Source organism: Microbispora siamensis (genome assembly GCF_016863095.1).
GTDB classification, from domain to species: domain Bacteria; phylum Actinomycetota; class Actinomycetes; order Streptosporangiales; family Streptosporangiaceae; genus Microbispora; species Microbispora siamensis.
On the sequence record NZ_BOOF01000012.1, the window covers coordinates 208,178 to 232,514 of the forward strand.

A 24,337-nucleotide genomic window follows, 5' to 3' on the forward strand; every position below is an offset into this window, starting at 1 on the left:
GTCGGGGATGTTACTTCTCGGCGGTGCCGGGTTTCCCGCTGATGGACTCCTGATAGACGTCCGCGAAGGTGCGCGAGTCCTTCATCAGATTGTCACAGAAGGCGGCGACATCGTTGCCGAGGAGTTCCAAGACTCCTTTGTCGGCCGCGACGCCCTCCTCGAAGAAATCGACGATCCCTGAGAGCAGAGGCCCGTCAAGCAGATCGATCGGTCCAACCTTGAAGATGTACCTCTGAATCTCCTTGTAGACGATCTGATAATCCGGCGGAAGCGCCTTGACCCGCGCCATGTGCGCCCGCCACTGCTTCTTGCCCTCGATGATGTCGCGGATGCCCACGTCAGCCTCCTAACCGGCCCAATTTCTTCGCGACGTTCCTGTTCAACTGCTCGCGCCACCGGTCGCGATAGCTCCGAGCCCCTTCTCCACCGGCCAGCGCCGCACAGAAGCCCGCGATGTCGTCACCCAGCACCTCGCGAACGCTCTGCCCATCGGATGCCGTCTCTTCGAGCAATCCCAGAGCGTTGTCGAGAATCGGCATCAGGTTTCGACCTGTGAAGTCCGAGTAGGGAAAAAGACGACCCTTGATCTCTTCCCACGCCGCCCGGTAGTCAGCCGGCAATGCCTCGGCCCGGGCTTCAAACGCCTTCCATTCCCTGGTGAGATCGCTGCCTGTCACGGTCTCCCAGAAGTTCATCTCCCGCCCTCCTTGAGCTTGTCGATCCGTGATGTGATGTACTCCCACTTGGCCCAGAACGTTGCGAGTTCTTCGCGCCCCGCATCGGTGAGCGCATAGAACTTGCGCGGCGGGCCCAGCTCGGACGGTCGTTTCGTCGCCTGGACGAGCCCGTTCTTCTCCAGTCGCAGCAGAATGGTGTAAACCGTCCCCTCGACGACGTCGGCGAAGCCGAGTTCGTTCAGCCGGCGCGTGATGGCGTACCCGTAGGTCTCCTCTCCGCTGATGATTTCAAGCACGCAGCCTTCAAGCGTGCCCTTCAGCATCTCCGTCAGGTCGTCCATCGTGGGTCCTCTTCGGTCTCCTGGTACTTTGTAGTACCGAGTACCACTACAAAGTATCACAGAGTAGTGGATCACGGAAGCGATCATCGGCCCGCGACGTTGGCCTGCCCGCTCGGGCGGGGACTGCCGGGCGGCCAGACCTTGGCCACGCAGGTCACCTCGGAAACGCGGCTCTCGGCGTGGTCGACGAGTACCGGCTGTGGGTGCTGCCCGCCGTCACCGGCAAGGGTGCGCCGCTGTTCCCCGAGCTGGATCAGGCTGTGAAGCTGCGTTTGGTGAAAAGCACGGCATTCCCGTCGGGAATCCTCGAGCTGGTGTACGCGCCAGCCGACAAGTGAGACCCAGCAAGCGACACACAGTCACGGTGGTGCCCGGGGCGGGCGCCTGCGGGGAGGCGAGGGGCCTGGCGGCCGAGGTCAGGCCGAGGTCGTCAGAGGGGCCGAGCGACGCGGGCAGTAGTGTGCGTTCATGTTCCACCGCAAACCCCTCGAAGAGCGCATCGCCGAGCGCGTCGCCAAGCGCCCTCCGCTGAAGGAGGGCAAGCACTTCGAGCACCGCCCCGCGCTGATCGTGTTCTGTGTGATCATCGCGCTCGTCGCGCTGAAGATCGTGGGCGCCTTCGTCCTCATGAAGTGGGGCGTCCAGTAGGACCGCGGCCTCTTCTCATGCCGTGGATCGGACGCCGGCGCCCTGGTACACGTCACGGGGCAGCAGGGCGTCGCCGAGCATCCGCCAGTACGGCATCGCGGACCGCCCCGGCTCGATCCCGATGACCTGGATCGCGACGTGGTCGGCGCCGGCGTCGAGGTGGGCACGAAGTTTGGCCACGACGGTGTCCACGTCGCCCCAGAACACCAGGTCGTCGATGAGACGGTCGCTGCCGCCGCCCGCGATCTCCTCGTCCGTGTAGCCCAGCCGCCGGAACTTCGCGATGTTGTACGGCGTGTTCAGGTAGGGGTGGAGGTGCTCGCGTGCGGCCGCACGGGCCCTGGCGGGGTCCGACTCGAACAGCACCGGGTGCTCGACGCCCAGGAACGCCTCCGGCCCGAGGATCTCCCGCGCCCGCGCGGTGTGTGCCACGGTGACGTGATAGGTGAGGGCGCCGGCGGAGCGGTCTCGGGCCAGTTCGAGCATCTTGGGCCCGTACGCCGCCAGGATGCGGCGCATCGGCGTCTGCGGCAGAGGGTTGGACGTCTCCAGCCCGTCCATCTCGTCGAGGTATCCGGCCATGGCCGCCAGCGGCGTGATCCCCGGCCGCGGCACGCCGCCGAATCCCAGGCCGAGCACGTGCCGCCCCGGGTAGGCATCGGCCAGGAGCAGCGCGGCGCCGTACGCCCACGGGGCCTCGCGCGACCAGATCTGCGCGATGCCGTTGACGACGGTGATCCGCCGGGTGCAGGAGAGCAGGTAGCCGGCGTGCGTGAACGCCTCACGCCCCGTCAGTTCGGGGATCCAGAACGCCGGCCATCCCCGGTCCTCCAGTTCCTGTATCGACTCGCGCATCCGCGCGGCGGACTGGTGCTCGAAGTCGAAGGTGTAGATCCCGAACCTGCCCAGGTCCAGGCCGTCGAGGTCGCCCATGGCTGATCTCCTCGTGCTCGTCGCTTGTCACATCGAAATATCGCATATTCACGATATGACATGCAACGTGAGATCGCTGCGCGAACGGCGCCCAGCCTCTGCCTGCCGTCAACTACAGGTTGACGACCGACCGCCGTCAACCTACGGTTGACGCATGAGCCCACTCAACATCGGCCTCGCCGACCTGATCGCCCGTCTCGACGAGGAACTCCCCGACGCCGGCGACCTGGCCCGCATCAGCGAGGCGCGACTACGTGCCCAGACCCTGTCCGACCTCGGTGACCAGCTCGTCGACCACTACGTCCGCAAGGCCAGGCAGGCCGGCGCGTCGTGGAGCGAGATCGGCGACGCCATCGGGGTGTCCAAACAGGCCGCCCAGCAACGCCACGCACCCAACGCGTTCGAGCGGTTCACCCACCTGAACCGGCACAGCATCGTGCTGGCGCAGGAGGCCGCCCGAACGCACAAGCACGACTTCATCGGCACCGAACACATCCTGCTCGGCCTGCTCGGCGAACCGCGGGGCCTGGCGTACGAGGTGCTGATCGCGAAAACCGAGTCGGAGCAACGCATCCGCGACGCGATCGAGGAGGCGATGCCGCCGGCCGGGCAGAAGGTGCTGCGGGGCCACATCGCGTTCCGGCCGGAGAGCAAGGAGGCCATCGAGCAGGCATCCCGCGCGTCGGCCGACCTCGGCCACGACTGGGTCGGCACGGAACACATGCTGCTGGGCCTGATCCGCGCCGAGGAGAGCCTGGCCGCGCAGATCCTGCGCAACCTCGGCTTCACCTCGGACGAGCTGCACGAGACGGTCAAGACCGAGATCGCCGAACGGTCCGCCGCGCGCGACAAGCAGTAACGAGACGATCAGCCGCCGCGGCGGGCCGGGCCGAGGGTCGCCTGCTCCCGGGGGTCGTTCCGCTTGCCCGCGGAGTCAGAGCGTCTTCCCCAAGGTGGCGACGAGCTGGGCGATGCGCTGCTCGTCGCGCTTGTAGTGGGTCCACTTGCCCACTCGCGTGGCCTTCACCAGGCCCGCTCGCTGCAACTCGGCCATGTACGCCGACACCGTCGACTGCGCGAGCCCCGCCCTGGCCTGGATGTGGCTCACGCACACGCCGACCTCGGCCGGGTCGGCGATGGCTTCCTCCAGCGGGAAGTGGCGCTCGGGCTCGCGCAGCCACATCAGCAGCTGCAGCCGCATCGGGTTCGACAGCGCACGCAACGCCTCGACCAGCCCGGGATCCGGTGAGGTCACGGTCTCCGCCATGGGCCCAGGCTACCGCTCCCCCACCGACCTTTCGAGGATCCTCGATATGAGTGGAGGATCACGATTCCAGGGCGCTGCCCTGCTTCCACTTGCTGAACGGCATCTGCCAGAAGCCCCAGCCGTTGTTCCACTCCAGGATCCGGTTGGTGCCGACGATCTTGACGATGTCGCCCCGGTGGAAGTTGTCGTAGAACCACTTGGCCTGGGCGGGGCTGGCGTTGACGCACCCGTGGCTCACGTTGGCCCGGCCCTGGGAGCCGACCGACCACGGCGCGCTGTGGACGTACTCGCCGCTGTTGGAGATGCGCACCGCGTGGTTGACGACCTCCTTGTAGTACCCGGGGTCGCCCTCCTTCTTGCCCGGGGAGATCATCGTGACCGGGTTGCCGCGTTCCATGGTCAGGTGGATGCCGCTGGTGGTGGTGTATTCGCGGGTGGTCGCCTTGCCTGCGCTGATCTTCATGGTCTGCACGACCTTGCCGTCGCGCCGGACCACCATCATGTGGGTCCTGGTGCTGACCGAGCTGATCCAGGCCGCGCCGATCTTGATGGTCGTGGCGTGGTCCTCGACGCCGTACGTGTCGGGGCCGGCCTTCACGCCGGTGAGGTGCGCGGTGAACTTCACCTTCTGGTGGGCGGGCCAGTACTTGGCCGTCCGGTAGATCACGTACTTGTCGTCGATCCACCGCCAGGCGCCCTTGACCGGCTTCTCCGCGTCCACCTCGAGAGCCTGCTCCACGGCGGCCTTGTCCTGCACCGGCGCGTTGAACCGCACCATGATCGGCATGCCGATGCCGACGGTCTCCCCCTTGATGCCGGGGGTGACGTCCACGACCTCCAGCCCGACCTTGGGCTTGAGAGTGGTGAACCGGCTGGTCGCGGTGGCCGGGCCGCCCTTGCCGGCGGCCTTGGCCGACACCGTGTATCTGGTGGAGGGCTTGAGCGGCTGCTTGGAAGTCCACTTGGTGCGGGTGGAGTCGAACTCGCCCTCGACCGTCTCGCCGCCCGCCTGGACGGTGACCTCCTGCAGCTCGCCGTTGGCGGCCGTGACGACCACGGTCTTGTCGGGGCGCACCTTGGTGGTGTTCGCCGCAGGACTGATCTTGATAGAGGGGGCCGGGGCGGCGGGCGCGGCGTCCCCGGAGCCTCCGCCCGCCGAGCCTGGCGCGCCCGATCCGCCGGAGCATGCCGACAGAGCCGCGGTCAGCGCCACGGCGACTCCGGCGATCGGCCACCTCGAACGACTTCCAGTGCTCAGCACAACTACTCCCCCATGAGCGCGAAGGGCACCATAAGACCTTATTCGGGGTTGCCTCTTATGTTGGCATTTTCTCCTGTGCTTAGGTCACATTTCGGTCGCTTCTCCGGTGGACTCGTCTCTGTAGACGGTAAGGTGCGCGTCAAGACTGATCAAGCGGGGAGTAAGGCGCGCCCCCGGGTCTCCGCTCATGAGCGGCCCACACGCGCGCATGCGGCCTCGGTGGGCTTGCGTCTCAGGGGCGCAGCGTGATCTTCCCGGTGGTGCGGCGGGCCAGGAGGTCCTCGAAAGCGCGGCGCGCTTCGCGCAGCGGGTACGCCGCGTCGGTCAGGGGGCGGAGCGAGCCTCCGGCGACGAGGGCGAACATCTCCCGCAGCGGTCCGGTCAGCGCGCCGGGGACGGTGAGCGCGGGCCGGAGCCAGAAGCCGGCCACGGCGGCGTTGCGGTCGGCGAGCCAGGCGGGGTCGACGGGCGGGCGCGGCTCGCGCGAGGCGTTGCCGAACGTGACCAGCCGGCCGAAGTTCGCCAGGACGCCGAGCGCGGCGGCGAACACCCTGCCGCCGACCGAGTCGAGGACGACGTCCACGGGGGCGCCGTCGTTGGCCGCCAGGATCCGCTCGGCGTAGCCGTCGGGATCGGAGGACACCGCCGCGTCGGCGCCGAGCGAGCGGGCCAGGTCACGGCGGGACGGCGTGGAGGCGGTGGCGATGACGCGCGCGGCGCCGGCGTGCTTGGCCAGTTGCACCGCGAGAGAACCCACCCCGCCCGCCGCGGCGTTGACGACGACGGTCTCCCCCGGCCGCATCCGGGCGCTGCCGTGCAGCACGTGCCAGGCGGTCAGCCCCTGCACGAGCAGCGCCAGCGCCTGCGCGTCGGCGACGCCTTCGGGCACCTCGACGGCGTCCGCGACGCGCACGACCGCACGCTCGGCGAAGCCGCCGCCGTCGAAGGCGGCGGCGAGCAACCGTCGGCCGTCGGCCGTCCACCCGACGACCTCGGTACCGGGCACGAACGGCGGCTCGGGCGCCGGCCGGTAGGACCCCGCGATCCGGCTGGTGTCCGCGAAGTTGACGCCGGCGGCGCTGACCTCGACGAGCACCTCGCCGTCCCCGGGCCGCGGATCCGGCACCTCGGCCGGCTCCAGCACCTCGGGACCGCCGATCCGCGCGCACACTATCGCCAGCACGATCGGTGATCGTATCCGGCGCCCCGCCGTACGCCACGCGCGGCCTGCCGGGCGGCGCCTCGGCGCGCGCTCAGCTCACCGCGAGAGCCTGCACGTCCCCGTACGACGGGAGGCCGGCGGGGATCTGCCCGCCTGCGGCGACCGCCCGGGCGGTCTCGGTCACCGCGTGCAGGGCGGCTCGCAGCAGCAGTGACCCGGTGCTGATCCGGCGGACGCCGAGCGCGGCCAGACCCGCGACCGTGTGGCGGCCGGGTAGGAACAGCACGTTGAGCGGCAAATTGACCGCGTCCACCAGCGCCCGCACGTCGTCGTCGGCGGCGACCCCGGGGACGAACACCCCGTCGGCCCCGGCCTCGGCGAAGGCCCGCAGCCGGGCGATGGTCGTGCCCGGATCCCCGGCGCCCAGCCAGTAGGTGTCGGTGCGGGCGTTGACGAACAGTCCCGGCGCCTTCGACTTGACCGCCGCGATCGTCTCGCACCGCTCGGCGAGGTCCGCCAGCGTCCCGTCCGGCCGTCCGTCCTCGATGTTGACCCCGGCCACGCCGAGGGCGGCCAGTTCGGCGGCGATCTCGGCCACCCCCTCCGGCGTGTCCGCGAAGCCGCCCTCGATGTCCACCGACACCGGGCACGGCAGCCCGGCCAGCCGCCGGGCCAGCGCCAGCGTCTCCGCCGCGGTGTCGCCGGTCGCGTCGGGTTTGCCCGCCGCCGCGGCGACGCCGAGGCTCGTGGTCCCGATCGCGGCGAACCCGGCGGCGGCCAGGACGGCCGCCGAGGCGTAGTCCCAGGCGTTGGGCAGCACCAGGGGGTTCTCGGCATAGTGCAGCGCACGGAAATTTGCGGAGTGCAGCGCTCGGAAATCGGCATCGTGCAGCGCACGGAAATCGGCAGAGTGCAGCGCACCCAAATCGGCAGAGTGCAGCGAACGGGACGTCTCGGCGTGTGTGCTCATCGGGGTCCTTCCGTGGTCTCGGCGCCCTCCAGGTGGAGGCCGGCGGGCACGCGCAGGTTAGGCGACGGCTCGTACGGGATCTCGGGATCGGCGAGGCGGTGCCCGAGAGCGGCCGCCACGACGCCCGCCGCCAGGGCGAGCGCGGCCCGCTCCCCCGGGCAGGGCCTGATCCCGCTGCCGAACCCCAGGTGCCCGCCGCCCTCGCCGCGGACCTGCCGGAAACCGGCAGGGTCGAAGCGGGCAGGGTCGAAGCGGGCAGGGTCGAAGCGGTGTGGGTCGGGGAAGACCTCGGGGTCCCGGTTGGCCGCCGCCAGGTCCAGCACGAGAAAGGTCCCCGCGGGCACGGGAACTCCCCCGGCCGTCGCGTCCTCGGCGGCCACCCGGCGCGTGAGCCGTACGGGCGGGTCCCACCGCAGGGTCTCGGCGAGCAGCGCCTCGATCGGCCACCGTGCGGCCACGCCGGCGGGCAGGCGGGTCACGGCGGCGAGGGTGTTGCCCACCAGGCCCGCGGTGGCGTCGCACGTCTGCACGAGCATCCCCGCCACCGCGGCCAGAAGGCCGGGCCCGGGCTCCTCCCCGCCTTCGCCCAGCGCGGCCGCCAGCACGCCCACCGCCGCGTCCCCCGCGGACGCCTCACCGGGAGCGGACGGGAGGTGGTAGGCGGCGGCCATGGTCGTCACCGCGGCGATCACCTCCTCCCGCCGGTCCTCCGGGACGCCGAGGCGCGTGGCGAGGACGCCGATCGGGACGCGGCGGGCGATCCTGGCCATCACGTCCACGCGGGCCCCGCCCGCAAGTTCGGCGCTCGTCCGCTCGCAGGCCTCGCGGCGGAGCCGTACGGGGTCGAGGGCATCGAGCGACTCCACAACCCGCGCGCGGCGGCGGGCGTGCTCGTCCCCGTTGCTGAACCTGCTGACCGCTCCCCGCAGCCAGGCCATCCCCGTTCCCGGCGGCGCGGCGGGGGCGGCGGGGACGAGGAAGCGGGGATCGGCGAGCACGGCGCGCACGTCGGCGTGCCGGGTGAGCCGCCGGTCCCCTCCGGCGGGCGGATCTGCTGTCATCGGTGGCCGGGGGCGCGTGGAGGCCTGCCCCCTTCCCCCTTCCGTGGTGGTCGTCGCCTCTCCGGCAGGCTAGGGCCGCGATCCTTCGGCTCCGGTCGAACGATGAACGTTTCACGGCCGGGCTGGCGCCCGGCGGCCCGGGGGCATTTGGGCCTTCTCAACGATCGGCGCGCGGGTTATCACAGGGCGGGAGGGCGATTGTGATCCCCGCGCCCTCCCGAGAGCGTTCCACGGCTCCACGACTGGGCACCACGCGCCGGGCCACTCCGGCGTCGACATCTCGTACGCCCGCTGGGCACCACCGCGATGGAGGACGGCATGCGCCTGTTACGATCCGTGGTCACTCGATTACTCCTGCTGTGTGCGATGGTCGCCGCGGGCACCGCCGCCGGCGCGGGGGCCGCGAACGCGGCGGTTCCCGACGTGTGGGGATTCGCCTACGTCGACGTCACCTCCGGGGTGCCGAACCTGGCCTACCAGGCGGGCAGCTGGGCGCCCGGGCCGACAGTCAGCGTCTCGCCCGGCGGCACCGGCGAGTACTTCGTGCGGTTCCCGAAGATCGGCATCCCCAAGGGCGGGATCGCGCACGTGACCGCGATCTCGCAGTCGGCCGAGTGGTGCCAGATCGAGAAGTGGGGGCAGGCCGGCTCCGACGAGATCGTGGCGGTGCGCTGCTACAAGTACGGCGGAACCCCCGTCTACGCGCGCTTCTCGATCGTCTTCGCCAGCAGCAGCGGGGCGCTGGCCTCGGCGACGCAGGCGTACGGCTACGTCTACTGGGACGGCACGTCCATCGCCTCCGACTACAACTCCGCGCTCGGCGCGAACGCCGTCTTCCCCAACTCCACCGGCAACTGGACCGTCTGGCTGCCGGGACTCGGTTCCTTGGTGCAGGCCGGGAACATCCAGGTCACCGCGGTCGACTCCAGCAAGCCGGCGCGGTGCAAGGTGGGAGACTGGGGCTGGTCTCCCAACGGGCAGAAGATCCAGGTGCTGTGCCACGACGTGGCCGACAAGCCGTACGACACCGGCTGGACCCTCACCTACCATCGCGAGCGGGCGATCACCGGGGCGTTCGCGCCGCCGAAGCTGTTCGCCTACACCTTCGACAACACCCCGGCCAACCCCGGGCCGTACGCGCCGGTCCCGCCCGGGGTCAACTACAACTCCCAGGCTGGGGTCAACACGGTGCGGACGGCCGGGACCGGCATGCGCCTGGTGTACTTCCCCAGGGTCGGGGCGACGCCCAACAACGTGCAGGTGACGGCGTTCGGCCCCGGGCCGGAGTACTGCAACCTGCTCACGTTGTGGACGACCTCGGGTTCGGATGTCTACGTGCGTGACGTGGTCTGTTACAAGGGCACCACCCAGGTCGACCAGCCGTCGTTCGTGACCTACACCTCGGCGTACTGACGAGGCCCGGGGCGGGCGCGCCGGCCAGGACGCAGATCAGGGCACGCGGAGGCGGTGGGTGAGCCCCGTGTGGCGGCGGCCCGCCCCCCGCGTGCGCACGGCCTGGCCGAGCGCCCGCCGCGACCCGACGATGACCACGAGCTTCTTGGCCCGGGTGATGGCGGTGTAGAGCAGGTTGCGCTGCAGCATCATCCAGGCGCTGGTGGCCAGCGGGATGACCACGGCCGGATACTCGCTGCCCTGGGAACGGTGGATGCTGACCGCATAGGCGTGGGCGAGTTCGTCGAGCTCATCGAAGGAGTAGTCGACGTTCTCGTCCTCGTCGGTGAGCACGGTCAGCTTGCTCTCCTCGGGGGTGATGGCGGTGACGACGCCGACCGTGCCGTTGAACACCCCGGCCGCGCCCTTGTCGTAGTTGTTGCGCAGCTGGGTGACCTTGTCGCCGACGCGGAAGACCCGCCCGCCGTACCGGCGCTCCGGCATGCCCTCACGGGCGGGGGTCAGCGCCTCCTGCAGGGCGATGTTGAGCGCGCCCGCGCCGGCCGCGCCGCGGTGCATGGGCGCCAGCACCTGTACGTCCCTGCGCGGGTTGAGGCCGAACTTCCTGGGGATGCGCCGGGCGACCACGTCCACGGTCAGGGCGGCGATCTCCTCGGGTTCCTCGCAGGGGAACAGGAAGAAGTCGGGGAACTCCCTGACCAGGGGGTGCTGGCCGGTGTTGACACGGTGGGCGTTGACGACCACCCCGGACTCCTGCGCCTGGCGGAAGATCTGCGTCAGGCGCACCCGGGGGATGCCGGGGGCGGCCAGCAGGTCGCGCAGCACCTCTCCGGCGCCGACCGAGGGAAGCTGGTCGACGTCGCCGACGAACAGCAGGTGCGCGCCCGGGGCGACCGCCTTGGCGAGCTTGTTGGCCAGCAGCAGGTCGAGCATGGACGCCTCGTCCACCACGACCAGGTCGGCGTCGAGGGGGTTGTCGCGGTCGAAGGTGGCGTCCCCGCCGGGGCGCAGCTGGAGCAGCCGGTGCACGGTGGTGGCCTCGTGGCCGGTCAGCTCCGCCAGCCGCTTGGCCGCCCGGCCGGTCGGGGCGGCGAGGATGACCTTGGCGCGCTTCGCGCGAGCGAGGGTCACCACCGAGCGCACGGTGAAGCTCTTGCCGCAGCCGGGGCCGCCGGTCAGGACGGCGACCTTCTCCGTCAGCGCGAGCCGTACGGCCTGGGCCTGCTCGGGCGCGAGGTCGGCGCCGGTCCGGCCGCGCAGCCAGTCGAAGGCGGCCGGCCAGTCCACGTCCGCGAACGCCCCGAGCCGGTCGTGGCCGGAGGTCAGCAGCGTGCGCAACGTGCCGGCCAGCGACAGCTCGGCACGGTGGAAGGGGACGAGGTAGATCGCGGGGACGGTGCTCTCGCCGTTCTCGTCGCCGTTCTCGCCGTTCCCCCTGGCCGGGACCTCCTCACGGACCACGCCCTCCTCGGCGACCAGCTCCTCCAGGCAGGCGGAGGTCAGGTCGGGCGGCACCTCAAGGATCTTGACGGCGTCGGCGACCAGGTTGGGGGCGGGCAGGTAGCAGTGGCCGTCGTCGGCGGCCTGGGAGAGCGTGTAGCGCAGCCCTGCCTTGACCCGCTCGGGGCTGTCGTGCGGGATGCCCACGGCCTGCGCGATCGTGTCGGCGGTCTTGAACCCGATGCCCCACACGTCGTCGGCGAGCCGGTAGGGCTCCTTGCGGACCACGTCGATGGAGTCCTCGCCGTACTGCTTGAAGATGCGTACGGCGATGGAGGTGGACACCCCGACGCCCTGCAGGAAGATCATCACCTCCTTGATGATCTTCTGTTCCTCCCAGGCGGCGGCGATCATCTTGGTCCGCTTGGGCCCGAGGCCGGGGACCTCGACCAGGCGCTTGGGCTCCTCCTCGATGACCCGCAGCGTGTCGGTGCCGAAGTGGTCCACGATCCGCTCGGCCATCTTCGGGCCGATGCCCTTGATCAACCCGGAGCCCAGGTAGCGCTGAATGCCCTGGATCGTCGCCGGCAGGACCGTGGTGTACGACCAGACTTCGAACTGCCTGCCGTACTTGGGGTGGGAGCCCCAGCGGCCGGTGAGCCGCAGCGACTCGCCCACCTGCGCCCCGAGCAGCGGCCCGACGACGGTCAGCAGCTCGGTGCCGGACCGTTCGGTGGCGACCCTGGCGATCGTGTAGCCGGTCTCCTCGTTGGCGTACGTGATCCGCTCCAGCACGGCGTCGAGCTGCACGCCGGGCGGCCTGCCCGCGGCGCCTCCGGGAGGATTCGTCATGGGTCGCATTGTCTCCCACATGGCGGGACCTTCCTGACCGGAACCGGCGCCGCCGGGGACGGCCGTCGAAGAGCCCTACGGCCGCGACATCGAAGGTCTCCGTAACCTGCAAGAATCCCGCCACGCGCGAAGGCAGCGGCCGCCGAGCCGGGGGCGGACCGGCCCGGCAGCTCCCGCAGGTCCTGGAGGTCGAACGTGTCCATCAGCGCCTGGACGGGCATGTCGGCGTGAACGGGATGGCGCAGGTGCTGGGTCAACTGCTGGTGGGTGGTGCGGGTGAGGGCCTCTGAGGAGTGGCGGCCCAGGAGGCGAGCAGGCGCAGACCCGGCACCCGGCGCCGGGAACCCGACGGCAGCCCGGCCTGTTCGGGGATGATCTTCACGCGCCGCGAGGTCAGGAACTCGCGGACCTCGTCACGGTTGTCCACCCCTCGACGGTACGTCCTGCCTGCGGTTCTAGGGGTGGACTGCCAGTACACCCCTTGGCTGTGCCTGGTTACGCGCGGCCACAGGGGGTTACCTACAAGGTGTGCTCCTCTGGCCGGATGAGAAGCCGGTGACCGGAGGGGCTCCTACCCGGTCCTGGCGGTCGGCTACCTGACGCCTTGGGCTCCCACCCGCACGCGGCGCCGCCACGCACCCGGTCGAGGACTGGGCTGGCGCGCCCGTCCCATTACGCGAAGGACCCTCTTTCATGCGCAGAGCACTGATCCACGCCCCGGCGACATCCGTTTGGAGAGCCTGGACGACCCGAAGATCCTCCACCCCACCGACGCGATCATCCGCACCGCGGTGACATACGTGTGCGGCTCGGACCTGCGGCCCTACCGCGCGTCGAGCCGACCGGCGAGCCGCATCGGATGGGGCACGAGTACGTCGGCTGGGTGGAGGAGGCCAGCTCGGAGGTGACCGCGGTCAAGCCGGGACAGTTCGTCGTCGGGTCGTGCGCGACCTCGGACAACACCTGCGCCGACTGCCGCAACGGCTTCCAGTCCAACTGCCTGAACCGCGAGTAAATGAGCACCTGCCAGGCCGACTACGTCCGCATCCCCAACGCCCAGGGCACACTGGTCGCCACCGACGGCGTGCCCGGTGAGAGTGTGTCTTCGACCGGGTCCTGACCGGCGCCATCGACCCGGGCAAGGTCTTCGACCTCACCCTCTTCCCCCGGACCAGGTGGCCGAGGGCTACCGGGCGATGGACGAGCGCCGCGCGATGGGACCGCCGCGCGTCCGGGAGAACGCCGAGGCCCCTGCCCCACACCTCGCACAGTGAAGGAATCCATGCCATGAGCACGTGGAACAGCGACGAGTTGGACCGCATCGCCACTGCCGACGAGCTTCGCGTCGCGCCTCGCCGCAGCGACGGAAGCCTCCGCCGCCCGACCACCATCTGGGTCGTGCGCTATCGCGACGACCTGTACGTACGTTCCTGGCGCGGCGTACGGGGCGGCTGGTGGCGCACCGCCCACGACACCCACGAGGGCCGCATCTCCGCAGGCGGCGTGGACGCCGAGGTCACCTTCTGCGAGGTGGCCGATCCCCGCGTGAACGACCAGGTCGACGCGGCGTACCGCGCCAAGTACGGGCACTACAGCGGCTACGTCGAGCCGATGGTCGCCGACGATGCCAGGGCGACGACGCTGCGTCTCATCCCTCGGCCCTGACCATCCATCGATACGACCACCCACTTACCTCACTCCGTGAGATGAAGGAGCACCAAAAGTGAATCCCGCCTACGACTTCTCCGGACAGGTCGCCTTCGTCACCGGCGCCTCCTCGGGCATGGGCCTGGCCGCCGCCCGCGCCTTCGCCGCCTCTGGCGCCGCTGTCGCCCTGGTCGACATCAACGCAGGCGCCGTGGAGCAAGCCGCCAAGGAGCTCACCGACGCCGGCCGCCAGGCCTTGGCCCTGGTCTGCGATGTCACCGACGAAGACCAGGTCGCCGCCGCCGTCGACCGCACCGTGGAAACCTTCGGACGCCTGGACATGGCCTACAACAACGCCGGCGTCCAGGCCCCTCCGGCCGACGCCGCCGACGAGACGGCCGCGGACTTCGACCGTGTCAACGCGGTCAACCTGCGCGGCATCTGGACGTGCCAAAAGCACGAACTGCGGCAAATGCGCACCCAAGGCTCCGGCGCGATCGTCAACTGCTCCTCCCTCGGCGGCCTCGTCGGCCTGCCCGAACGCGCCGCGTACCACGCCTCCAAGCACGGCGTCATCGGCCTGACAAAGAGCGCCGCGGTGGAATACGCCCCCAGGGGCATCCGCATCAACGCCGTGTGCCCCGGCGTCATCGAGACCCCGATGGTTGCCGACATGCTCGAAGGCCAGGCCGAAGCCATGGCCGAAATCATGAAGCAGCAGCCCATCGGCCGCCTGGGCACCGCCGACGAGATCGCCAACGCCGTCCTGTGGCTGTGCAGCCCGGCCGCCGCCTTCGTCATCGGCGTCGCCCTGCCCGTGGACGGCGGATTCACCGCCCACTGAGATCGCGGCGAACGTCCGGGCGGCTAGCGCGGCAGGCGTAGTCCTGCGATGAGCAGTCCGGCCAGCCGGCGCGCGTCGTAGTGCGGGTCGTTTTCCGCGCCGATGCAAAGGTTTCCGACGCCGCGCATGAGTTCGATGGCCGGGATGTCGGCGCGGATCTCGCCGGCGGCGGCCGCGGCGTCGAGCAGCCGGGTGCACACGGGCACGAGGCGGTCGAGGAAGTAGGCGTGCAGGGCGTCGAAGCCGGCGTCGTCGGAACGCAGCACGGCGGCCAGTCCGTGCTTGGTGACCAGGAAGTCGACGAAGAGGCCGATCCATCGCTCCAGTGCGGCGTAAGGGGTCGCGCTGGTCTCCAGCAGTGCAGGCCCGGCCTCGGCACATGCCTCGACCTGGTGCCGGTAGACGGCGATGATGAGGTCCGCTCGCGTCGGGAAGTGGCGGTAGATCGTGGCCGTCCCGACGCCGGCCTTGGCCGCGATGTCGCGTACGGGCGCGTCCACGCCTGAGGCGACGAAGACCGCGGCGGCCGCGTCGAGCAGGGTCTTCTCGTTGCGCCGTGCGTCCGCCCGTCTGGGCCGGGCCGCACGCCCCGCGCCCCGGTCGCTGTCGTTCATCGCGCGGCTCCCTCCACTACCCGAGTTGCTAAACGGGACATGGTTCCGTATCGTCAAAACGGGACACGGTCCCGTTTGCTCATGATGCCAGAGCAGGAAGCCGACGACCAAGCCATGTGTCGCCACCACGCTTCCGCATCCCCTCGCTCGGACCCCCGGTGGCCCCCCTCACTCGGCGCTGCCGGTGTTCGAAAAGACTGAAAGGAAGACCATCCATGAGCGAAGCAACCTTGGCGGTTCCGGACCTGGCCGTCAGCGTGCCCAATCCGGTCGTCTCCGTGAAGCCGGTGGTGCTGCCGGCCCCCGGCCGTGGCGAGGATCTGCGCGTACGCGTGTCCGCGCCGACGATCGGACGAGAACTGCCGGTCATCGTCTTCTCGCACGGCTTCGGCGGGTCGCTGGACGGCTACGGCCCGCTGGTCGACTTCTGGGCCGCCCATGGCTTCGTGGTGATCCAGCCCACCCATCTCGACTCGAGGACGCTGAACCTTCCTCCCGACGATCCCCGTACGCCGCTGATCTGGCGTTTCCGGGTCGAGGACCTGAAGCGCGTCCTCGACGGGCTGGAGCTCGTCGAGGATTCCGTTCCCGGCCTCGGCGGGCGTCTCGACCGAGGCCGCATCGCGGTGGCCGGGCACTCCTGGGGCGCCCAGACGGCGAGCATGCTCCTGGGCGCGCGCGTGCTCGGCGCCGAGGGCGAGCCGGGAGAGGACATGTCCGATTCACGGATCAAAGCGGGTGTGCTGCTCGCCCTCCCCGGCACGGGCGGAGCGGACCTGACTCCGTTCGCCGCCGAGCACTTCCCGTTCATGAACCCGAGCTTCGCGGAGATGAGCACACCGGCCCTCGTGGTCGCGGGAGATCGCGACCAGTCCCTGCTGTCGGTCCGGGGGCCGGACTGGTTCACCGACGCGTACTTCCTGAGCCCGGGCGGCAAGAGCCTGCTCACTCTGTTCGGGGCGGAACACTCGCTCGGCGGGATCTCCGGATACAACGTCACGGAGACGACGGACGAGAACCCCGGACGAGTCGCCCTGATCCGGCGGCTCACGTGGGCCTACCTCCGAACCGTGCTCGGCATCGAGGATTCGAGCTGGCCGGCGGCGCGCGCCGCTCTGGCGGAGGCCGATGATCCGCTGGGCCGGATCGAATCCCGGTGATTCCCCGGCGAACACACCGCGCGCCCCTTCACCGGGTGGGGAACGCGCCTCCGGAGACGACGTACGGGCGGCACGGTCAGTAGGGGGACGCCGAGTTGCTCCGAGCCCAGAGCTTCTCGGCGTCCGAGCCAGCCGGAGGCGGCGCGATCCCGTTGATCATCCACAGGTCGTCGCTGGTCTCGTCGACGTGGAACTCCCAGTGCAGCCCTGCGTTCCGTTCGAGGTGGGGCTGCAGCATGCCCTTGATCCACTGGGCGGTCCTGCGCCGGCTCTCCCGATCGGGGTTGCGGCGGGCGATGTGGTCGACGACGATGCGGACCCCGACCGGGGTGGGCTCCCCGCCGACGTAGAAATCCTCGGGCCGGGTCTCGTGGAACAGCGTTATCACGTAGAACCGGGGCAGCCCGACCCGTTCGTAGTGGTCGGTGATGTGGGAGGCGAGTTGCTGCTTCTCCTCATCGGTGAAGATTCCGGGCGTGTGATGAATGGTCCACAGTGGCATGGCGGTTCGCTACTCCGTCGGGTGTCGGGATGCGATGTCAGCGGGCGGCCGAGATGGTCAGGCGCTCCACGGGGCCGGACAGCGCGGCCTTGGCGGCGACGGTGACGTCGTCGGCGAGGACCTCCGTGGCCCCCGCCTCCAGGCCGTCGACGATCCGCGCGGCCACCTCGGCCGGCGTCGCCTTCGGCAACTCGATGGCGGAGACCATGTCGGTGTCGATGAACCCCGCGTGGACTCCGACGACCTGGGTGTTCTGCCGGGCCAGTTCGAGCCGGAGCGAGTTGGTAAGGGACCACGCCGCCGCCTTGGACGCCCCGTAGGCGCCGCTGCCGGCCAGCCAGGACAGCACGGAGTGCATGTTCACCAGTGCGCCGCCGCCGTTCGCGGCCAGGATCGGCGCGAACGCCCGTGCCATCCGCAGCGGCCCGAAGACGTTGACGTCGAACGTCTCGGTGGCGCGTTCGAAGTCACCCGTCAGCAGTGGAGCCGGCAGCAGGATCCCGGCGTTGTTGAAGACGATCTCGACGTCGGTGGCGACCTCCGCGAGGGCGGCGACCGACGCCGCCGAGCGGACCTCCAGTTCGGCGGTGACCACCTCCGGACGGTCGTCGGTGTACGCCGAGCGCGCGGTCGAGTACACCTTTCGCGCCCCGCGCGCCAGCACCTCGTCGACCAGCGCCGCGCCGAGTCCACGCCGGCCCCCGGTCACCACAACCACCTTGCCCGCTACCGCGACCACGGCCATCTCCCCCTGAGTAACGATTCCGTTAGTGAGGGGATTCAAGCACGCCAGGCTGGATAACGCAAGCGTTAGTTACAATGGCGGGGTGACGATGGAGTTCGAGGAACGGCTGCGCGACCGGGACGCATGGTCGATCGGCGACGGATGCTCGGCGGGGCGGGTGCTGGACCTGCTCAGCACCAAGACGGTGTTCCTGGTGGTCCGCGAATGCTTTTATGGCACAACCAGGTTCGACGACTTCGTGACGCGGATCGGGGCCTCGGCGCCTGCGGTGTCGCGGGCACTCAAACAGCTGAAGGCCGCGGGGATCGTCGCGCCCGTCGTCTATCGGGAGCCGGGGAGCCGGGCCCGCGACGAGTACCGGCTGACCGAGGCCGGCGAGGACCTGCTGCCGGTGTTCCTGTCGCTGATCCAGTGGGGCGACACCTACCTGCAGGAAGGCCGCCCGCCCCTGTCGTTCGTCGAGGCCGGCACCGGCCGCCCGATACGGGTCCGCGTAACTGCCGAGCCGACGCCGGAGGCCACGTGTGACGACATCGAGATCCGGCTGAACCCCGCCTGGCGGCGCGACTGGCAGGGGTCCCCGTAGCAATCCCCCAGATGAACGGTCCCGCCGTTGACCTGGGACGCCGCGACCTCCCTGTGATTCTTCACCTGCCGGTGTGCGGGGCTGCCGCGGGTAGCTCCACAGAGATGCGGATCCCACCGGCAGGGCGCGGGGTGAGGGTGAGCGTTCCGTCGTGTGCCCGGGTGATGGTTTTGACGATCGCCAGGCCGAGACCGACGCCTGCGTGGTCGGTGTGTATGCGCTCGGTGCCGCGCCGGAATGGTTCGGTGAGCGTCGAGACCAGCTGTGGGGTGAGCTTCTCGCCGGTGTTCTCGACGGTGAGCACCACAGTCTTGGGGCGGACGCTGGTATTCACCCACACGGTGCCCTGTTCAGGCAGATTGTGGACGATCGCGTTCTGCACGAGGTTCATGGTCAGCTGCAGCAGGAGCGCTTGTGATCCGATGGCGGGGGTGATGTCACCGGAGGTCTCGATGGTGACGCCGCGCCTTTCCGCCAGGGGGAGAAGGGTCTCGGCGGCTTCTTCCGCCAGGAGAGACAGGTCGACGGGTTCCCGGGTGAAGGATCGCTGGTCGGCGCGGCTGAGCAGGAGCAATGCTTCAGTGAGGTCGATCGCCCGGGTGTTGACGGCGTGGAGGCGTTCGATGACTTCGCCGGTGTCCTGGTCCGGATCGGTGCGGGCCACGTCGAGAAGTGCCTTCGAGATCGCCAGCGGGGTGCGCAACTCGTGAGAGGCGTTGGCTGCGAATCTCCGCTGTTCGGCGACGTGCGCTTCGAGCCGCTCGAGCATGCCGTCGAAGACGTCGGCGAGTTCGCGGAACTCGTCTTTGCGGCCCGGTAGCCGGATTCGGTGGGAGAGTGACCCGTTCGTGGCCATGCGTGTGGCGTCCGCGATGCGGGCCAGCGGGGCGAGCATCCGGCCGGCGAGGATCCACCCTCCGACGAGGCCGAACATCAGCAGGAAGAACAGCACCGCGCCCGCGGCCGACCCGAAGTCCCGCAGGAGGGTCGAGCGGACCAGCACTCCCCCGGGCACACTCGTGTAGCCGGGCAGGTGGCGCAGGATGAAGATCCACACCGCCGCGAGCAGCAGAGCGCCGGCGAGCATGAGGAATCCGGCGTAGCTCAGGGTGAGCTTGAGGCGAACGCTCAACCCGGGCGCTCTATCCACGGTCGCCTCCCTCGTGTCCGGCCTCTGGTTGCGTGTCGATGCGGTAGCCGACGCCGGGAACGGTGGCGATGATCCAGGGTTCGCCGAGACGCTTGCGCAGTGCCGAGACCGTGATGCGCACGGCGTTGGTGAACGGGTCGGCGTTCTCATCCCACGCCCGCTCCAGGAGTTCCTCGGCGCTGACGACACCGCCTTCGGCGGCGACGAGGACTTCGAGCACGGCGAACTGCTTCCTGGTCAGCGCGACATAGCGGCCGTCCCGGTAGACCTCTCTGCGGAACGGGTCCAGCCGCAGACCGGCGATCTCTCGCACGGGCGGCCTGTTGTGGGCACGTCTGCGGTCGAGCGCTCTGAGCCTGAGGACGAGCTCCCGCAGTTCGAAGGGCTTGGTGAGGTAGTCGTCGGCGCCGAGCTCGAACCCGGAGACCTTGTCGTCGAGACGGTCGGCAGCGGTGAGCATGAGGATCGGCATGCCGCTGCCGGAGGCGACGACCTGTTTGGCGATCTCGTCACCGGACGGCCCGGGGATGTCACGGTCGAGGACGGCGATGTCGTAGGCGTTGACGCTCAGCAGTTCCAGAGCGGTGTCACCGTCGCCCGCGATGTCGGACGCGATCGCTTCCAGGTGCAGGCCGGCGCGGATGGCCTCCGCGAGAAAGGGTTCGTCCTCGACGATCAACACACGCATACGATCGATGCTACGGGCCGGCGCATATCGTCGGCATATCGAAAATTCCATACGTGCCGGCAACTTCACGCTGCCTTGACTGGCAGCATGTCTCACTTATCAGCCTCGACGCGAAAAGCGTCCCGCGGGATTTACTGGATTCTCGGCGCCGGCCTGATATTCGTGATCGCGTTGATCGGCGCGGCCCTCGGCCATCAGTCGCGGAATTCCTCGCCCTCCTCGGCCGCGTCGCGGTCCTTACCCGCGGCATCGCCTTCAAATGTTCCTCGCCGTGAACACCGTGGTCCGCTCGGCGAGGCCGACGGTGTCGTCCCCGACGGTGTCACGGTTTTCGACGACGCGATTCCGGCCGTGGCCAACCTCAATCCCGATCTCCTCGAGGCGCTCCGCCGGGCCGCGACGGACGCCGCGAATGACGGAATCAAATTCTACGTCAACAGCGGCTGGCGTTCCCCGGCGTACCAGAATCAGCTTCTTCGCGAAGCGGTCGCCAAGTACGGCTCCGAGAAAGAGGCCGCCCGATGGGTGGCAACCGCGGCGACCTCGTTACACGTGAAAGGAGAGGCGGTCGACATCGGGCACCCCGATGCCGCGGTGTGGCTGTCGAAAAACGGGGCCGAGTACGGGCTGTGCCAGATCTACAGGAACGAACCCTGGCACTACGAACTACGCCCAGAAGCGGTCGATCACGGCTGCCCGCGCATGTACGCCGACCCCACCCAGGACCCGAGGATGCGGAATTGACCGACAGGATGCGAGGACAGGCAATGGTGGGCAGGGCGGAGTCCGGGCAGGGCGGCGCCGGCCGCCGGCGCGCGGGCGTCCGCCGGGTGATCCTGGTCGGCTCCCGGCCGGAACCCTGGAGGCGTGGCCTGGTGCTTGCAGCGCTGGCGCTGCTGCTGGGCCTGCTCATGCTGCTGCACGCGAAGATCCCGAACCGGCCCGGGAACCTCGGCAGCCTGGTGGAGACCTTCCTGCCGTGGTTCGGCCTGGGCGTTCCGGTGCTGCTGGCCGGGGCGCTGTGGCGCCGCTCCGCCTCTGCGGTGGCCGCGCTGCTGCTGCCGGTCGTGGTGTGGGTGCATCTCTTCGGCGGGCGGTTCATCGGCAAGTCCCACCCGGTCGCCGACCTCACCGTGGCCAGCCACAACGTGGGCGCCGCCAACCCCGACCCCGCCGGCACCGCCCGCAAACTGGCCGCCTCCGGGGCGGATGTGCTGGCGCTGGAGGAGTTGATCCCGCAGACGACGGGCACGTACGAGAAGGAACTGGCGAAGACCTACCCCTACCACACCGTGCTGGGCACGGTCGGGCTGTGGAGCACGCTGCCGCTGTCGGACACCCAACCGATCGACGTCATGAACTACGGGCCACTGGCGGAAACCATACCGGCCGGCAAGAAGACGGCCCCGAACCGGGCGTTGCGCACCACGGTGGCCACGGACCACGGGCCGCTGACGGTGTATGTGGCGCACCTGGGGTCCGTACGGGTGAATCCCAAGGCGGGCTTCTGGACGGCCTCGCGGAACATCGGCGTGCAGGCGCTCGCCGAGGCCATCGCCGCCGAGAAGAACACGCGGGTGGTGTTGCTCGGCGACCTGAACGGCACCATGGACGACCGCGCGTTCGCCGGCATCACCGCACAGATGCGCTCTGCCCAGAACGCGGCCGGGGACGGCTTCGGCTTCACCTGGCCGGCGTCCTTCCCGGTGGTGCGGGCCGACGAGATCCTGGTCCGCGGCGTGGAGCCGGAGAGCTCGTGGGTGCTGCCGGCCACCGGCAGCGACCACCTGCCGGTGGCGGCCGGAATCAGCTGGTGAACCACCCACGCCGCACCGGAACCGAAGTCCGCAGCACCCCGTGTGGATCTGCCGGCGTAGAGACTTGCAGTAGCTAAGTTAGAAGGCTAAGTTATGAGCCATGGAACGGAACCTCAGCCTCAATCTGCACGTGCTCACCGCCCGGCTGGACCGGGCGGCCGACCGGATCCTCCGGGCGGAGCACGACATCTCCTACAGCCGCTTCCTGGCGCTGACCCTGGTGGGAGAACTGGGGGCCTCGACGCAGCGGACCCTGGCCGAATACCTCGGCGTGACCGAGCCGTCGGTGAGCCGCATGACGGCCGTCCTCGCCGCCGACGGTCTTCTCGACGTCCGGCCTGACCCCGGCGGGGGGAACCGCCGGCGGCTGAGCCTCACCGACGAGGGAAAGCGGCGGGTGGCTTCCATCCGGCAGGAGTTCGAGGACCGGCTGGCCGCGGTCGTCGCGGAGAGCGGTGTGCCGTACGCCGAGTACGCCGAGCACACCGCGCGCCTGCTGGCGACGTTCGACCGGCTGGAGCGGGAGGCGGGCAAGTGAGCCGGAACATCGACATCCCGGCCTTACGCCGGGGCACGGTCCGGTCGGCCGACGGCACGGCGATCGGTTATCAGACGACGGGCGCCGGGCCGGATCTCATCGTGCTGGGCGGCACGCTGCGAACCTCGGACGACTACCTGCCGCTGGCCGCCACGCTGGCCCGCTCGTTCACGGTGCACGTCGTCGACCGGCGCGGACGCGGCGCCAGCGGGCCCCAGGGACCCGACTATTCCCTGGCCAAGGAGGTGGAGGACCTGCGGGCCGTCCAGGCCGCGACCGGGGCCCGGCTGGCGTTCGCACACAGTTACGGCGGGCTCGTCGTCCTGGAGACCGCGCGTTCGTTCCCGCTGTTCGACCGCATCGCGGTCTACGAGCCCGGAGTGCCCTGCTCCCCCGTCCCCACCGGCTGGATGGCCCCGTTCCGGGAACGGCTGGCCGCAGGCGACCATTACGGCGCGTTCGTCCACTTCATCCGAGGTTCCGGCGGCGCGCCGGCCTTCATGACCATGCTGCCGCACTGGTATCTGCGCACGGTGATGCGCCTGGTGGTGCGCGGGCCGAGTTGGGAGCGCATGCGGTCCCTCCTGGGGGAATGCCTGGCCGAGCACGAGCAGCTCGCCGCGCAGCATGGCCGGCTCACCGAGTTCGCGGAGGTCACCACCCCGGTGCTGCTCCTCGTCGGCGGCCGCTCCAAGCCCGAGCACCGGGCGGAGTTCGCCATGCTCCGCGACACCCTTCCCGACGCCGCCCTCGAGACGATCGACGGCCTCGGCCATCTGTCGCCGACGGAACCGAAATCGGGCCCGGTCGTGGCCGAGCGGGCTCTGCCGTTCCTCCTATGAGGATCAGTCCGATCGGCCGGACACCTTCTTCGCCCAGGATGCCTTCAGCCTGCCCACCGGACGCCGGCCCTTCGCGGAGGAGGCGACGAACGGGTCCCGGCGCGCGTCCGCCCATCGGCTGAGCGGCGTCGCCGGTTTCCGCGCACCAGCCGTGCGCGGCCGACGTTTCCGCAGGTCAAAATCATGTCCGTACGGCGGACGCCGATTGCTTAGGGTTCTGCCGTGAGAGATCTCCGCCTGTTGCCCAAGGCTCACCTGCACACTCACCTGGAGAGCACCGTCCGTCCCGCCACGATCCGCGATCTGGGAGGCGAGCCGCCCGTCCAGGACCGGCCGTTCATCGGTTTCAGGGAGTTCGCCGACCAGCGGGCCACGGTGCGCGCGCTGCTGCGCGACTACGAGCACTTCCGTCGTATCGCCGAGGAGTTCTGCCAGGACGAGGCGGCTCAAGGCGTTCGCTACGCGGAGGTCACCTTCACGGCGGCGGCTCACGGGGAGCGTCTCGGCGATCCGGACATGCCGCTGGAGGGCGTGGTGGAGGGACTCGCCATCGGTGCGGAGCGGTACGGCATCCAGACGCGGGTGATCCTGGACCACTCCCGCCGCCGCTCCGCCGAGCGGCTGTGGCGCAGCCTCAAGCTCGCCGCTCGGCACCCGCAGGTGATCGCCATCGGCCTGGCGGGAGACGAGGCCTATCCGGCGGCGCCGTTCGCCGAGGTGTTGCAGGCCGCCCGCGAGGCGGGGCTGCACCTGGTGCACCACGCCGGAGAGACGGCCGGCCCGGCCAGCGTCTGGGAGGTCCTGACGGTGGGGCACGCGGAACGGATCGGCCATGGCATCCGGGTGCTGGAGGATCCGGATCTGGTGGCCGAACTGCGGAGACGCCGCCTGCCGCTGGAGGTCTGCCCCTCCTCGAACGTCCTGCTCGGGCTGGTCCCGTCGTTGGCGGAGCACCCGCTGCCGCGCCTGGTCGAGGCCGGTCTGATGGTCACCCTGAACACCGACGGGGAGACGTCGTTGGCGGCGGAGTACGAGCGCGCCCGGGAGATCTTCGGGTGCGGCGACGCCGAACTGGCGGACCTGGCCCGCGCCTCGGTCGAGGCGAGCTTCGCACCTGCGGAGGTGAAGGCACAGGTCAACGCCGAGATCGGCCACTGGCTGAGCGGATGAAAGCCCGCT

30 protein-coding genes are annotated in these 24,337 nt (G+C 69.9%); 14 read left to right on the forward strand and 16 right to left on the reverse strand.

Features of this window, described 5'->3' with window-relative positions; translation table 11 throughout:
• Window positions 1-10: 10 nt before the first annotated feature.
• The 3 genes from Msi02_RS13430 to Msi02_RS13440 are packed head-to-tail and all read right to left on the reverse strand — an operon-like array spanning window position 11 to window position 1,018.
• Window positions 11-337, reverse strand: coding sequence for a DUF1048 domain-containing protein (locus Msi02_RS13430; protein WP_204048650.1), 327 nt, complete (start codon window positions 335-337; stop codon window positions 11-13).
• A 1-nt stretch (window position 338) separates the two neighbouring features.
• Window positions 339-695 (reverse strand): DUF1048 domain-containing protein, encoded by a 357-nt coding sequence (locus Msi02_RS13435; RefSeq protein WP_204048651.1) that lies wholly within the window; start codon window positions 693-695, stop codon window positions 339-341.
• The gene (locus Msi02_RS13440) at window positions 692-1,018 is read right to left on the reverse strand and encodes a PadR family transcriptional regulator (protein WP_079314029.1); all 327 of its coding nucleotides are present in this window, start codon (window positions 1,016-1,018) and stop codon (window positions 692-694) included. Before Msi02_RS13440 ends, Msi02_RS13435 begins: the two co-directional genes overlap by 4 nt.
• Before the next feature lie 179 nt (window positions 1,019-1,197).
• Between Msi02_RS13440 and Msi02_RS13445 the strand changes: the two genes are divergently transcribed.
• Window positions 1,198-1,356 (forward strand): dihydrofolate reductase family protein, encoded by a 159-nt coding sequence (locus Msi02_RS13445; protein WP_204048652.1) that lies wholly within the window; start codon window positions 1,198-1,200, stop codon window positions 1,354-1,356.
• Window positions 1,357-1,486: 130 nt separating this feature from the next.
• Window positions 1,487-1,666, forward strand: coding sequence for a hypothetical protein (locus tag Msi02_RS13450; protein WP_204048653.1), 180 nt, complete (start codon window positions 1,487-1,489; stop codon window positions 1,664-1,666).
• Window positions 1,667-1,681: 15 nt separating this feature from the next.
• Here Msi02_RS13450 and Msi02_RS13455 read toward each other — a convergent pair whose 3' ends face one another.
• Window positions 1,682-2,599 carry a TIGR03620 family F420-dependent LLM class oxidoreductase gene (locus Msi02_RS13455; protein WP_204048654.1) on the reverse strand — a complete coding sequence of 306 codons (918 nt, stop codon included), beginning with the start codon at window positions 2,597-2,599 and terminating at the stop codon, window positions 1,682-1,684.
• A gap of 154 nt (window positions 2,600-2,753) precedes the next feature.
• Here Msi02_RS13455 and Msi02_RS13460 point away from each other — a divergent pair, with 154 nt between their 5' ends.
• The gene (locus Msi02_RS13460) at window positions 2,754-3,458 is read left to right on the forward strand and encodes a Clp protease N-terminal domain-containing protein (RefSeq protein WP_204048655.1); all 705 of its coding nucleotides are present in this window, start codon (window positions 2,754-2,756) and stop codon (window positions 3,456-3,458) included.
• 75 nt (window positions 3,459-3,533) lie between these two features.
• Here Msi02_RS13460 and Msi02_RS13465 read toward each other — a convergent pair whose 3' ends face one another.
• The 5 genes from Msi02_RS13465 to Msi02_RS13485 form a co-directional block, all read right to left on the reverse strand.
• Window positions 3,534-3,866: an ArsR/SmtB family transcription factor gene (locus Msi02_RS13465; RefSeq protein ID WP_204048656.1), complete on the reverse strand. Its 333-nt coding sequence runs from the start codon at window positions 3,864-3,866 to the stop codon at window positions 3,534-3,536.
• A gap of 58 nt (window positions 3,867-3,924) precedes the next feature.
• A complete protein-coding gene (locus Msi02_RS13470; protein ID WP_239108377.1) occupies window positions 3,925-5,079 on the reverse strand; it encodes a L,D-transpeptidase in 1,155 nt (384 codons plus the stop codon).
• Window positions 5,080-5,359: 280 nt separating this feature from the next.
• The gene (locus tag Msi02_RS13475) at window positions 5,360-6,310 is read right to left on the reverse strand and encodes a quinone oxidoreductase family protein (RefSeq protein ID WP_239108378.1); all 951 of its coding nucleotides are present in this window, start codon (window positions 6,308-6,310) and stop codon (window positions 5,360-5,362) included.
• 70 nt (window positions 6,311-6,380) lie between these two features.
• Window positions 6,381-7,259, reverse strand: coding sequence for an isocitrate lyase/PEP mutase family protein (locus tag Msi02_RS13480; RefSeq protein WP_204048657.1), 879 nt, complete (start codon window positions 7,257-7,259; stop codon window positions 6,381-6,383).
• Window positions 7,256-8,320, reverse strand: coding sequence for a cytochrome P450 (locus tag Msi02_RS13485; RefSeq protein WP_204048658.1), 1,065 nt, complete (start codon window positions 8,318-8,320; stop codon window positions 7,256-7,258). Before Msi02_RS13485 ends, Msi02_RS13480 begins: the two co-directional genes overlap by 4 nt.
• 318 nt (window positions 8,321-8,638) lie before the next feature.
• Here Msi02_RS13485 and Msi02_RS13490 point away from each other — a divergent pair, with 318 nt between their 5' ends.
• Window positions 8,639-9,733: a hypothetical protein gene (locus tag Msi02_RS13490; protein WP_204048659.1), complete on the forward strand. Its 1,095-nt coding sequence runs from the start codon at window positions 8,639-8,641 to the stop codon at window positions 9,731-9,733.
• 36 nt (window positions 9,734-9,769) lie between these two features.
• Here the strand turns inward: Msi02_RS13490 and recD2 are convergent, their stop codons facing one another.
• Together recD2 and Msi02_RS44510 are read right to left on the reverse strand one after the other, a co-directional pair.
• A complete protein-coding gene (recD2, locus tag Msi02_RS13495) occupies window positions 9,770-12,025 on the reverse strand; it encodes an SF1B family DNA helicase RecD2 (protein ID WP_143737131.1) in 2,256 nt (751 codons plus the stop codon).
• 253 nt (window positions 12,026-12,278) lie between these two features.
• The gene (locus Msi02_RS44510) at window positions 12,279-12,452 is read right to left on the reverse strand and encodes a hypothetical protein (protein WP_373308267.1); all 174 of its coding nucleotides are present in this window, start codon (window positions 12,450-12,452) and stop codon (window positions 12,279-12,281) included.
• Window positions 12,453-12,827: 375 nt separating this feature from the next.
• On the opposite strand from Msi02_RS44510, the gene Msi02_RS43215 reads away from it, so the two are divergent.
• The 3 genes from Msi02_RS43215 (at window position 12,828) to Msi02_RS13515 (ending at window position 14,516) form a co-directional block, all read left to right on the forward strand.
• On the forward strand, window positions 12,828-13,040 hold the full coding sequence (locus Msi02_RS43215) for an alcohol dehydrogenase catalytic domain-containing protein (protein WP_239108379.1): 213 nt from the start codon (window positions 12,828-12,830) through the stop codon (window positions 13,038-13,040).
• A gap of 272 nt (window positions 13,041-13,312) precedes the next feature.
• The gene (locus Msi02_RS13510; protein ID WP_204048660.1) at window positions 13,313-13,690 is read left to right on the forward strand and encodes a DUF2255 family protein; all 378 of its coding nucleotides are present in this window, start codon (window positions 13,313-13,315) and stop codon (window positions 13,688-13,690) included.
• A gap of 58 nt (window positions 13,691-13,748) precedes the next feature.
• Window positions 13,749-14,516 (forward strand): glucose 1-dehydrogenase, encoded by a 768-nt coding sequence (locus tag Msi02_RS13515; protein WP_204048661.1) that lies wholly within the window; start codon window positions 13,749-13,751, stop codon window positions 14,514-14,516.
• 23 nt (window positions 14,517-14,539) lie between these two features.
• Here Msi02_RS13515 and Msi02_RS13520 read toward each other — a convergent pair whose 3' ends face one another.
• Entirely contained in the window at window positions 14,540-15,130 is a 591-nt protein-coding gene (locus Msi02_RS13520; protein ID WP_079314013.1) for a TetR/AcrR family transcriptional regulator, read from the reverse strand.
• 215 nt (window positions 15,131-15,345) lie between these two features.
• Here Msi02_RS13520 and Msi02_RS13525 point away from each other — a divergent pair, with 215 nt between their 5' ends.
• On the forward strand, window positions 15,346-16,290 hold the full coding sequence (locus tag Msi02_RS13525) for an alpha/beta hydrolase family protein (protein ID WP_204048662.1): 945 nt from the start codon (window positions 15,346-15,348) through the stop codon (window positions 16,288-16,290).
• 76 nt (window positions 16,291-16,366) lie between these two features.
• Here Msi02_RS13525 and Msi02_RS13530 read toward each other — a convergent pair whose 3' ends face one another.
• Complete coding sequence (locus Msi02_RS13530) at window positions 16,367-16,792, reverse strand: tautomerase family protein (protein ID WP_204048663.1); 426 nt, start codon at window positions 16,790-16,792, stop codon at window positions 16,367-16,369.
• 37 nt (window positions 16,793-16,829) lie between these two features.
• Window positions 16,830-17,531, reverse strand: coding sequence for an SDR family oxidoreductase (locus tag Msi02_RS13535; protein WP_204048664.1), 702 nt, complete (start codon window positions 17,529-17,531; stop codon window positions 16,830-16,832).
• A 94-nt stretch (window positions 17,532-17,625) separates the two neighbouring features.
• On the opposite strand from Msi02_RS13535, the gene Msi02_RS13540 reads away from it, so the two are divergent.
• Entirely contained in the window at window positions 17,626-18,123 is a 498-nt protein-coding gene (locus Msi02_RS13540) for a winged helix-turn-helix transcriptional regulator (RefSeq protein ID WP_239108390.1), read from the forward strand.
• 61 nt (window positions 18,124-18,184) lie between these two features.
• On the opposite strand, the gene Msi02_RS13545 is transcribed toward Msi02_RS13540, so the two are convergent.
• A complete protein-coding gene (locus tag Msi02_RS13545; protein WP_275414132.1) occupies window positions 18,185-19,210 on the reverse strand; it encodes a sensor histidine kinase in 1,026 nt (341 codons plus the stop codon).
• Window positions 19,211-19,265: 55 nt separating this feature from the next.
• Window positions 19,266-19,961 (reverse strand): response regulator transcription factor, encoded by a 696-nt coding sequence (locus tag Msi02_RS13550; protein ID WP_204048667.1) that lies wholly within the window; start codon window positions 19,959-19,961, stop codon window positions 19,266-19,268.
• Between the two features lie 162 nt (window positions 19,962-20,123).
• Here Msi02_RS13550 and Msi02_RS13555 point away from each other — a divergent pair, with 162 nt between their 5' ends.
• From Msi02_RS13555 to add, 5 genes are all read left to right on the forward strand, one after another.
• On the forward strand, window positions 20,124-20,705 hold the full coding sequence (locus Msi02_RS13555) for a M15 family metallopeptidase (RefSeq protein WP_239108380.1): 582 nt from the start codon (window positions 20,124-20,126) through the stop codon (window positions 20,703-20,705).
• 23 nt (window positions 20,706-20,728) lie between these two features.
• Window positions 20,729-21,778, forward strand: coding sequence for an endonuclease/exonuclease/phosphatase family protein (locus Msi02_RS13560; protein ID WP_204048669.1), 1,050 nt, complete (start codon window positions 20,729-20,731; stop codon window positions 21,776-21,778).
• Window positions 21,779-21,878: 100 nt separating this feature from the next.
• Complete coding sequence (locus tag Msi02_RS13565) at window positions 21,879-22,316, forward strand: MarR family winged helix-turn-helix transcriptional regulator (protein WP_079314004.1); 438 nt, start codon at window positions 21,879-21,881, stop codon at window positions 22,314-22,316.
• Complete coding sequence (locus Msi02_RS13570) at window positions 22,313-23,158, forward strand: alpha/beta fold hydrolase (protein ID WP_204048670.1); 846 nt, start codon at window positions 22,313-22,315, stop codon at window positions 23,156-23,158. The genes Msi02_RS13565 and Msi02_RS13570 overlap by 4 nt, the downstream gene beginning before the upstream one ends.
• Window positions 23,159-23,380: 222 nt before the next feature.
• Window positions 23,381-24,328, forward strand: coding sequence for an adenosine deaminase (gene add / locus Msi02_RS13575; RefSeq protein WP_204048671.1), 948 nt, complete (start codon window positions 23,381-23,383; stop codon window positions 24,326-24,328).
• Window positions 24,329-24,337 lie beyond the last annotated feature (9 nt).